Origin of the sequence: Coprococcus sp. RTP21281st1_F1_RTP21281_210402, from assembly GCF_040915325.1 — a bacterium.
Taxonomy (GTDB): domain Bacteria; phylum Bacillota; class Clostridia; order Lachnospirales; family Lachnospiraceae; genus Coprococcus; species Coprococcus aceti.
On record NZ_JBCPDQ010000007.1, the window covers coordinates 1 to 10370 of the forward strand.

Consider the following 10370-nt stretch of genomic DNA (forward strand, 5'->3'; position numbering starts at 1 on the left):
TTTTTATTGTAATCCTTATCGTTTCCACTTACACTATTCTCCCCAGCATAGCTGGGGGATTAGGATTTTTCATTTATTATCTGCACATTACGGCTGTTAAATTCTCTTTTCATCCACGGATTATATACCCCCTATGGGTATGTGTCAACAATAAAAAATCCTCATAGACCAATATTTATACCACTTTATCAGTCTATGAGGGTTTTTCTCCTTTAACCTATATGTCTGAGTTTTATTTACTCTGTTGTATCCTGATCGCCCATGTCGATATCAGCATCTCCGATATCAATCGCATCTGCGCTTGACTCATCACTGCTGTCTGCATCGTCAGTATCAGTTATATCAGTCTCATCAATGAGGCTGTCGTCACTTATATCAAAATCTGAATCACTGTCAATAACAGAATCAACTACAGATGAATCATATGTCTGCTGGTTCAGGACATCCTTAAGATCTATCATATCTCCTGTGGTAGCATCTAACATGATGAGCTGTATTGGATAATCCTTATCGAGGCTTCCATCCTCCATCTTGTCGCACTGTGCAAATACCCATACAGGGCTGTATGTGTACTTATCTCCATCCTTGAGCTTGTAGTATGTAAGTCTTACATCGTTGAACTCAATGGTGCTGTACTGTGTCTTGTTGTCTGTGTAATACTTATTTACAGCCTCCGGAAGCTTCTTGAGTGCATCATCCCAGCTTATAAGATCAACATTGTCCTTCTTGTCTCCTGTTGCTCTGAAGGAATCAAGGCAATATGCTGAGATAAGTCCATTGTCATCAATGCCGAGCTGGAATGTCTCATCCATGGTGTCATACCACGTTTCATCACTTGTTGCGAGTGTGTCAAGGCCGTATATATTAGGTGTATATGGAGCCACGCCGTCCACAGAACGCTTATATGTTACCATGTAACCATTCTTCTCTGCGGCAACTGTGCTGTTTGATGCATCGCTGTAATCCCACAGCAGATCAAAATTACTTGTCTCTATGACATCTGAGATTCCACATGATGCAAGGAAATCTGTTCCCTTCTGCTCAGCATCTGCCGCACTGATGGAAGCTGTGTTTGCGGAAGCCTCCTCGTCAGAATATTCACTGCTGTAGCAGTATACACTTGTTGCGCCATCCTTAGGTCTGTACTGTATAAGCTGATCCGATGGATAGTAATCCAGTGAGAATCCGCCGCCTGTGGACATGTCATCGCCACTTCCATAGAATGTTACCATGAACTCGTTGTCCCCTACAGATCCGATGAATGTGTCTCCACTGTAATCTCCGGCTCCCTCTCTCGTATCAGACGCTGTCTTGAGTTGATCCTTAAGTGACTTCATGTAATCCTCATAATAGCTCTTATCATCATCCGATGTAGCCTGTTCCATCATGGACTGAAGTGAATCTATCTCTCTCTGTATATCCTCCTTGTACGGCTTATCCCAGTTATATACATATACGCCTGCGCTCACGTCAAATATATTCTCGCACACACGCTTCTTGTAGTCATTGTCTACATTGTTAAGCTCATAGTAAAGCACTGACATCTTATCTGTGTCAGGCACCTCTATCTCTGTGGCATTTATGGATACATCTGTGAGACCTGTATCTGCATTGATACCCTCAAGCTTGCCATTGTATGACTCTGGTACGTCGAGTCTTGATGCCAGCTTACCGCCGCCACCGCCGTTCTCGTCGTCTCCCATGTTGTAATCCACCTTCTTCTTGCCACATCCTGTGAGCGCAGTTCCTGCCACAAGTGATGTCACCAAAAGCAGCGCCGCTGCTTTTTTGTAACCCGCTTTTCTCATATAAAATACCAACCTTTCCTTACTTAATTGAAGTAATTATAATATATTTTCCCCGCTGACACAACACCATCTGCTATCACTCTTTTGTGATGATGACCTTGCCGTCAACAACCTGAACCTTGACCTTATTGCTGTCGATTCCGGCAGCAGCCAGCATATCAGGGCTTATCTGTACACGATTCGCCTTATCGAGTATCGAGAACTCCTCATGTGAATCATCAGATGAGAAGCCATCTGTCGTCAGCTCGTTCATTCTGTCCTTGTAAGATTCCTTCATGATCTTCTCTGTGCTAATCTTGCCGTCCGCAATCATAACCACACGTCCCACCTTATTTGCAAGACTTATATCATGTGTAACTATGATTATCGTTATCCCGAGCTCTTCGTTCAGCTTTCTGAACAGATCCTGTATCATGTTGGATGTCTTGCTGTCCACGGCTCCTGTAGGCTCATCCGCAAGAAGTATCTTCGGATTATTCGCAAGGGCTATGGCTATGGCAACTCTCTGCTGCTCACCACCTGACATCTGAGATGGATATGAATTTATCTTGTCCTCAAGTCCCACTCTGCAGAGCAGATCATGGGCTCTTGCATACTTGTCTTCCTTGTTGCTCTTGTCGAAGTACATAGGTACCTGAACATTCTCTATGGCTGTCATATATGGCAGAAGGTTTCTGGAGTTTTTCTGCCACACAAATCCTACAGTGTGCTTTCTGTACTCCACAAGCTCCTTATCCGTCATCGCAAACAGATCCTTGCCGTCGACATACAGCTTTCCGGCCGTAGGTCTCTCAAGTCCTCCGATCATATTGAGGAGTGTGGACTTTCCTGATCCCGACTTTCCGATGACCGCCATGAGCTCGCCGTATTTGATGTTGAGCTCCAGGCCTTGAAGAGCCATGACCTCCACATCGTCAGTCTTGTATATCTTGACAAGGCTGTCACACTCTATGATATTCTCCTCAGAACCAAGGCGCTCCCCGCCGGCTTCTTTATCTGTGCCAGCCTCAGGATCTGCTTCCACGGCTTTCCCGCTGTCAGTGCCCTCGTCTTCCTGAAGATCCATGCCGTACACGAACTCCTGCGTCTCCTGGCCATCCGTGTTCTCCATGTCCTGTGTCTCCACACCCGGTGCTATAGTTTCAGGCTCCACAGCATCGTTCTTCTTTTTTCTGAATAAATGCTTATCGCTCAACTATCTCACCATCCTCTATCTCATATACTACATCACCGAGCTCCATAAGCTTCGGATCATGTGTCGTCATGACTATCGTTATTCCTTCCTTGTACACCAGCTCCTGGAACAGCTTCATGACTGCAAGTCCCGAAGCCGTATCAAGGGCTCCTGTAGGCTCATCCGCAAATATTACCTTTGGCTTATGAGCCACCGCTCTGGCTATGGCAACTCTCTGCTGCTCACCACCTGACATCTGATTTGGGAAATGCGTCATTCTGGATGACAGTCCCACCAGATCGAGCACCTCTTTTATACGGGCATCCCTGTTGCCCTCATATTCCGCAAGTCTGAGTCCGAAATCGACGTTCTCATACGCACTCATAATCGGGATCAGGGCAACCGACTGGAATACAAATCCTATATTGTATCTTCTCAGCTTCTCCTTTTCCTTCTCGTTCATCTCGCTGTACACGTGGCCGCCGACTATCACTTCGCCCTCAGTAGGCTCATCCAGCGCGCTCAGGATATTGAGCAGTGTCGTCTTACCCGATCCTGAACGACCTTTGAGTATAGTGAGCTTTCCAGCCGGGACTGTTATATCTATTCCCTTGAGTGCATAGAAATCTTCTCCGCTTCCAAGTCTGAAACAGCGTTTGATTCCATGTGCCTCTATCATAATTTCATCCATAGATTAATCCTCCCCCAGCTTTAATGCCTGTGTTATATTCATCTTCTTCAATATAGTTCTTATGACTACGAAACATACAACAAACATAAATACAACAACCGCTGTGAGCTTTATGATGTCGTAAGGATCCACAGCTATCGATATCGCTATGTTGTGTGATTCCGGCAGATAAACCACGGCAACCAGCTTGACGAAAAGCGCCGTAGCCGCAGCACCGACTCCGTATCCCGCCAGACTGGCAAGTACCGAGCTGAATATCTGCTCATTTATGAGCATCTTGTTGATCTCACGCATGCTCATACCCATAGCTCTGTAGATACCAAACAGAAGTTCTCTCTGTTTGATGGATGTTATCCAGTATATCAGGAATCCCACCGTACAAAGTATGATCGCTATGATAAATGACAGTGAGAACAGACCATTTGTTATGAGCACCAGAGGTGACTCCTGCATCTCTGACACATCCTTATCCACACTCTCATACTGCACTATATTGACATCCTCATCACTGAGTGCCTGAAGTACATCCTTGTAGTCCACACCATCCTTGAGATGCATCCATACCTGGTATGGTGTCTGACTGAATGCACCAACAACATATGCATAGTTGGCAACTACGAGGTATCTCTCCACCTCCTGCATCTCTCCCTCGGAATCCTTCTCATACACATACTGTTGGAATCCCGGGAATGCATCCACTATGGCACATACCGTTCCGCTAGGAGATGCGATCTCCTCCTTCTCCTTGCTTGCAATAGGACTGTATCTCGCATAGTTTATGGAATCTCCAACCTTTATATTGTACTTCTTTGCAAGGTTTGATGAAATGATGACTCCATTCGACACTGTTGCAAGATCATTCAGGTAATTGTACCAGTGCTCCTTGTTGAGTCCGCTCTGCAGTCTGGCCGTCTCACCGAACTCCTTGGTGTTGATACCCATGAGTACGCTGCCCGCCAACTCCTCGCCGCCCGCTTTTATGACGGCATTATCGTCGTATATGACTCTTGTCACCTTGTCACACAGGCTGTCCTCGAGCTTTGTAAATCTCTCAAAATCCTGCTCTGTGTAATACCAGTGGGTCTTCTTGTCTTTGTCTATGTATGTTCCTCTGGTCCACTGCTCCTGTACCACAAGATCCGTTCCCAGATTGTAATCTATTCGCTGTGTCTTGTTCTTATTTATGGTTCTTGCCATGTTCGAGTTGAACATACCCATGGCTATTGTCATTACAAGGAACACCGATATGAATCCCTGCTTCTTGACCGTACGTGTGATCTGCAGGAATGATGCGTACACAGCCGGTGACCATCTCTTTCTTCCGATCCTGTATATCAGTCTTATCAGGTATTTGATGAGTCTGAGCACCAGAAGTCCCACTGCAAATATAAAGAGTGAGGAGTTCAGAAAGATGACCGGATCAGGTCTTGAACCCGCAAGTATATCGAGTGCTATCGTCGATTTCTGCTTGTTGTAATTGTACAGGAGGTATATTGAAAGTGTCACAAGGATGACGTCCACAAAGAACTTCTCCCAGAATGGCCTGTAATTTACCTTTCCTGTTCTGCTCTTCTGCTCTACTATGGAGTTCTTGGCGTATTTGAACACCGGAAGTGTCACAAATAATATAGCTATAACAGCGGCAGCCAGACTGTATACTATCATCCACGGATCTACTCCATAGAAATGTGTATCCTTAAATCCAAACTGCAGGAACGAATCCGTGCTTGCTGCAAGCTTACACAGAAGATATCCTATAGGGATTCCTATCACTATGGCTATCACCGACAGTATTGCCGACTGTCCAAGGTATATTCCGAGAACCTGCTTCGTGCTGGTACCACGGCTCTTGAGCATGGCGATCTCTCCATCCTCCATCTCAAGTATCTGACTTGATACCATGTAAATGAATGCCAGAAGCAGAACCAGTATTGGGAGCTCCAGAACCCATATGATTATACCGATGGTTCTTGCATCGCCTTTATAATCTATGAGCACACTGCTGAAATTCTGCTCAAAATATTTATCTGACTTCTCAAATGACTGGAGATAATACAGCGTGTCCATGGCATTCTTGTGTGTTATCTGTGAGTAGTCAAGCATGACGTGATCCACGTAGTATATTGTGAGGAAGCCGTACTTGCCTATCATGTCGTTGAAGTCATCCTTCTTCACATATACCTCGCTGTCGAGATCTGCAAGCTGGTCATACCAGAAGCTGTCTGAGTAATCCTTCTCCTCAAATACACCTACGATCTGATACTTCATAGGATTGCCCTGTGAGTCAACGGCATCGCTGAGTCCGGTATCTATGCTGAATACCTCTCCAACGACAAGGCCGTATTTGTCAAGGTTTCTCTGTGAGATGATACAAGGATACACACCATCCTCTGTCTTGGCATCCTCGAGTGACGTTCCATATGTTATGTTCACATGATCCTCTATCTGTGGCATATATGTCATGTTGAAGCTGGTCCTGTGATTCAGGTTGCTCTGGGTGTAACCCGCCTGAAGTGACAGGCTGGTCTGCTTCTGCAGAGCATCTATCTCCATGTAGTAGTTCCACATGTCCTCATATTTGCCAATCCTGCCAAGCACTGCATCGGCATCGGCATAATCGTCTACCGCGCATGAGCCTGATCTGCCGATAGTTGCCGGATACTTGTTCTGCTCTACCATCGCCGCGTCAAACTTGGACGACATGAGCATATCCAGCGCTCCGTTTTTGAACATTGGGTTGCACGATGCAACAGCCACCAGCAATATGATTCCAAGCAGGAGACATGCATTTAACCACTTCTTGTTCAATAATTTATGTGATAAAAATTTAAACATTATATCTCCTCTCTGCTACTCTGCTGCCGCCGCATCTCCGCCAGATGAATCCGATCCGCCATCCGACTGGCTGTCTGCGCCTGACTTTGAATTATCGGAACCTTCTGATGAACTCGATGAGCCACCGGTGGATGTTGCTCCTGATTCCTTAGCTATGACATCGCCCTCTGAAAGACCTGACAGTATAACCGTCTTGGTCTTGTCTGCCTCGCCGAGAGTGACATACTGCTTTATGATCTCATCATCCTTGATGAGCCATACATAGTCATACTCATTTGAATTGTTCTTGCTCGTCTCATGATAGATCATGTTGTTAGGTATCATGACCACGTTCTCATAGGACTTTGTCGGGTAGCTGACCTGATATGACTTCGGCTTCTTGTAAAAGCTTGCATCATCAACCTTTACATAATACTTCAGTTCATCACTGCCTGAACACTTGGTTACGTGAACCCCGCCCTCTGAATCAGTACTGATATATGACTTGGAGCTGTCTCCGGTGCTTCCGACACACACTCCGCTTATCTTCTTACCGCTGTTGTTCTTATTTGATATTGAAACCTTCTGGTTTACAGCAAGTTTTCCCTCTGATATGGATATCGCCAGGATCACATTGTCGTTGCTTCCGACTGTGAGTACATTTGCACCTTCCTTGACAGCCACATCAGTCTTCGCGCCAACCGAGAGTACTGTTCCCGCCTGGTCAGCGTAGACAGTTATCTTTCCGCTTCCATCATTGTTCTTGTTGAGCTTTTCTCTCTGTGCGTTTAAGCTCTTGATGGTTGCATTGTGTGTATATATCCTAAGATCCTTGTTGTATGTAACAACATTTCTCTGGCACACGAGCTGCTCCGCCATGTAGAGAGTGTTCTCTGCATCCGTCGGCGTTGCCACCTTACCCTTCTGGTATCTCGTGATCTCATTTGTAAGCTCATTTATCTGATCATCAAAATCCTTGAGATCCGAACTGTAAGTCTGGTTCTCCTCGCTGATCTGGTTATCTATATCCTTGACCGCCGCTGTTCCGCCGCCACTGTCAATGACAAACAGCACATCCCCCTTCTTAACCTTCTGGCCCTTCTTGACGTTGAGTGACGTGAAACGTCCATCGCATGGTGCAGTGTAGCTGACACTGTTGAGGTCCTCCACCGAGAACGAATCGCTCTTCACCGTTGCTGTCTTCGTATATGAATCGAGTGCCACCGTGTATTCTGTGTAATCACTAGGCATGACCGCATCTGAAGCGTAGTAGACAAGATCGCCTTCCTTGAGTCCGCTGACTACCTCTGTGTAGTTATTGTCGCTGGCACCGGTATCTATATCCCTGCGCTCCTTCTCACTGGAATCTGTCTTGACATATACAAATTTCTGGTTGTTCTCCTCGTATATGGAATCATTTCCCACTGTGAGTACGTCCTTTGCATCGGATGTACTGAAATACAGTGACACCGTGTTGCCCACGCTGAGGATCTTATCTGCATCCTTCACACCCTTGAGCTTAAATCTTGTGTATGGAAGACTTGACTTGCTCTGTGCCACAGCTATCTCCTGATTGGTGTAGTTGTATGGCACTATGTCATACTGCTTTCCATTTATCACAGTGTACATGTTCTTATACATGCTGTATGTATTCTTCTTGAAGCTCTCACCGGTTATCTCTATATATGGATCACTGTAATCTGAAACCACGACCACGTTCTCACCGCCGCCGACAGTATTCTCACTGCCGCTTATCTTCTTGGCGTATGTTACCGTGCCCGGACGGTCTGCCTTGAGCGTTCCGCTCTGCTTGACCTTGTCCTTATCCTCGTCCTGCTGTGTGAGCTTTTTCTGCTCATACTCATATAAAAGATTATCGTACCTGTTGTTCTCCTCATTTATGGCTTTTTCTGTTCTGGCCTCTGCAGCGCCCTTTGAATCACCGATCTCTTCGCACGCCTTTATCTTCCAGTCCAGCTCAGCCTGATTCTGCTCATATATCTTCTGCTTGATCTCATGTGAATACTTCTTCACATCCTGGGAATCAGCTTCCGAGCTGTCGTCCCCATCCATCGATGTTGAAGAATCATCCACTATTGAGCCTGAATCTGTACCACTGCCATCGTCTCCCGATGCTGTGGATGCATTGCTGTCGGTCTCTGCAAGAACCGTGTCCTTCTTGACCTCATCGCCCACATTCACATACACCTTTGACAGAGTCACAGATGTGTCATAGTAATAACAATAGTCAGTTGGGACTATCGTTCCGGTCTTGATGACCTTTTTGCCTATATCTCCATATGTGACCGGTCTGTATGCCTCGTTTGTACTTACAGGTTCAACGAGCTCAGGAACCTTCTCGCTGTTCTCCTTGCCACAGCCCGCCATTCCTCCTGCCATGACAAATGACATTACCAGGCATGCTATTCTGGCGGTCATATTCTTTTTTGTCCGTGTGCTGCCTTTATGCATAATATTCTGTCTCATCAATTTATCACCACCTGCTCTCCGGCCTTCAGTCCTGATTTGATAACTGTATAATCATCCACCGTATCTCCAACGGTAACTTCTACCGCATTCCTGTATCCGTCCTCATTTACAGTGTACACATACTTCTTCTCACCCGAGCCGTCAAACACAGCCTTTTTATTCACATATACAACGTTCTTTACAACCGGCTTATCTATGACCATCTTGAGGGTATCCGCTTCGGTCACTCCGGTCATATCACTGACAGGCTGAAATGTAAGTTTCTGCATCTCCTCTCCGGTGGCAGAGCTTGTATACTTCTCACACTTCGTGAGCTTCAGTGTAAATGTTGCCTCCTGAAAATCAGCATCGTAGGTCTGCCCCTCCTTGAATTCGTATGAATCCGCAGTCTCTGATACATAATCAGACGAACCCGAATCCACCGTTATGAGCGTATCACCCGCTGTGACATATCCATACTGCAGATCTGAGTTGACATAAGTCACTGTTCCGTTCTTGTCTGCAATGACCTGATACTCCTTCATTCTCTCGTTCTGCTCTTTGATGTATGTATCCGCCAGATCCATATCCTCCTTCGCCGCGGATATGTCACTGGAGTAATCCTGGCTGCTGTCTATGCTCGCCAGCCTGTTGTAATGGTCTATAAGAAGCTGATCCCGCTCCTTCTGATCCGTATACTGATCTATGGTCTTCTGGATATCCTTGGCCTCAAACTGAATCATCACATCGCCTTTGGCCACCTTATCGCCCTCTTTTACCTTGACCTCCTGAACCTTGTAGTCAGACTGCTGTATCGAGTAATCATTGCTGCTGTAACCATCAGGCTTGAGCTCCAATGTCAATGAGGACTGGATATCTCCGCTCTTAACCTGATCCGTATTGAATTCCACCTTGCTATACGGCTCTATATTTATTCTGGAACTTCCTGTCTGTCCACCGGTACTGCCTCCGCAGCCAACCAGCGACACGGACATCAGACCGGCAATCGCTGCCGCCAGAACCTTCTTATTGAATATCGCTTTTGACACGCTCTATTCCTCCTGTTTTTATGAATATATTTGATTCTACCCCCTGTCAGCCCATATATCAAGGAAATCTCCCGGGAGTTAATATTAGTTAAAAAAAAGAGAAAGCTTATGTTTTAAGCTTTCTCTAGAAATAAAAAATGCGGGAGATGGGACTTGAACCCACACGCCGTTTCCAGCACTAGATCCTTAGTCTAGCCTGTCTGCCAATTCCAGCACTCCCGCATATTCTATATGTAATTGATAACCGCCCATTCTCTCACATCCGAAATTCCATAGGACTTTCAAAATAAAAATGCGGGAGATGGGACTTGAACCCACACGCCGTTTCCAGCACTAGATCCTTAGTCTAGCCTGTCTGCCAATTC

General features: G+C 45.9%; 6 protein-coding genes and 1 tRNA gene. All 7 read right to left on the reverse strand.

Annotated elements, in window-relative coordinates:
• Positions 1-236: 236 nt before the first annotated feature.
• The 7 genes from AB5150_RS10810 to AB5150_RS10840 all read right to left on the reverse strand — a co-directional run bounded on the left by AB5150_RS10810 (position 237) and on the right by AB5150_RS10840 (position 10227).
• Positions 237-1808: a hypothetical protein gene (locus AB5150_RS10810; RefSeq protein ID WP_055146884.1), complete on the reverse strand. Its 1572-nt coding sequence runs from the start codon at positions 1806-1808 to the stop codon at positions 237-239.
• Between the two features lie 76 nt (positions 1809-1884).
• Positions 1885-3003: an ABC transporter ATP-binding protein gene (locus AB5150_RS10815; protein ID WP_330423969.1), complete on the reverse strand. Its 1119-nt coding sequence runs from the start codon at positions 3001-3003 to the stop codon at positions 1885-1887.
• Positions 2993-3673, reverse strand: a complete 681-nt coding sequence (locus AB5150_RS10820; protein ID WP_015533878.1) for an ABC transporter ATP-binding protein — start codon at positions 3671-3673, stop codon at positions 2993-2995. The genes AB5150_RS10815 and AB5150_RS10820 overlap by 11 nt, the downstream gene beginning before the upstream one ends.
• 3 nt (positions 3674-3676) lie before the next feature.
• The gene (locus tag AB5150_RS10825; protein WP_368291861.1) at positions 3677-6508 is read right to left on the reverse strand and encodes an ABC transporter permease; all 2832 of its coding nucleotides are present in this window, start codon (positions 6506-6508) and stop codon (positions 3677-3679) included.
• 15 nt (positions 6509-6523) lie between these two features.
• Complete coding sequence (locus AB5150_RS10830; RefSeq protein WP_349093137.1) at positions 6524-8974, reverse strand: efflux RND transporter periplasmic adaptor subunit; 2451 nt, start codon at positions 8972-8974, stop codon at positions 6524-6526.
• Positions 8974-10005: an efflux RND transporter periplasmic adaptor subunit gene (locus tag AB5150_RS10835; RefSeq protein ID WP_022216253.1), complete on the reverse strand. Its 1032-nt coding sequence runs from the start codon at positions 10003-10005 to the stop codon at positions 8974-8976. Before AB5150_RS10835 ends, AB5150_RS10830 begins: the two co-directional genes overlap by 1 nt.
• Positions 10006-10143: 138 nt before the next feature.
• Positions 10144-10227, reverse strand: a tRNA-Leu gene (locus tag AB5150_RS10840).
• Positions 10228-10370 lie beyond the last annotated feature (143 nt).

Excerpts from the sequence above, each read along its gene's own strand:
- AB5150_RS10810 (WP_055146884.1), bottom strand. The coding sequence starts at position 1,808 with ATGAGAAAAGCGGGTTACAAAAAAGCAGCGGCGCTGCTTTTGGTGACA.
- AB5150_RS10820 (WP_015533878.1), bottom strand. The coding sequence starts at position 3,673 with ATGGATGAAATTATGATAGAGGCACATGGAATCAAACGCTGTTTCAGA.
- AB5150_RS10825 (WP_368291861.1), bottom strand. The coding sequence starts at position 6,508 with ATGTTTAAATTTTTATCACATAAATTATTGAACAAGAAGTGGTTAAAT.
- AB5150_RS10830 (WP_349093137.1), bottom strand. The coding sequence starts at position 8,974 with ATGAGACAGAATATTATGCATAAAGGCAGCACACGGACAAAAAAGAAT.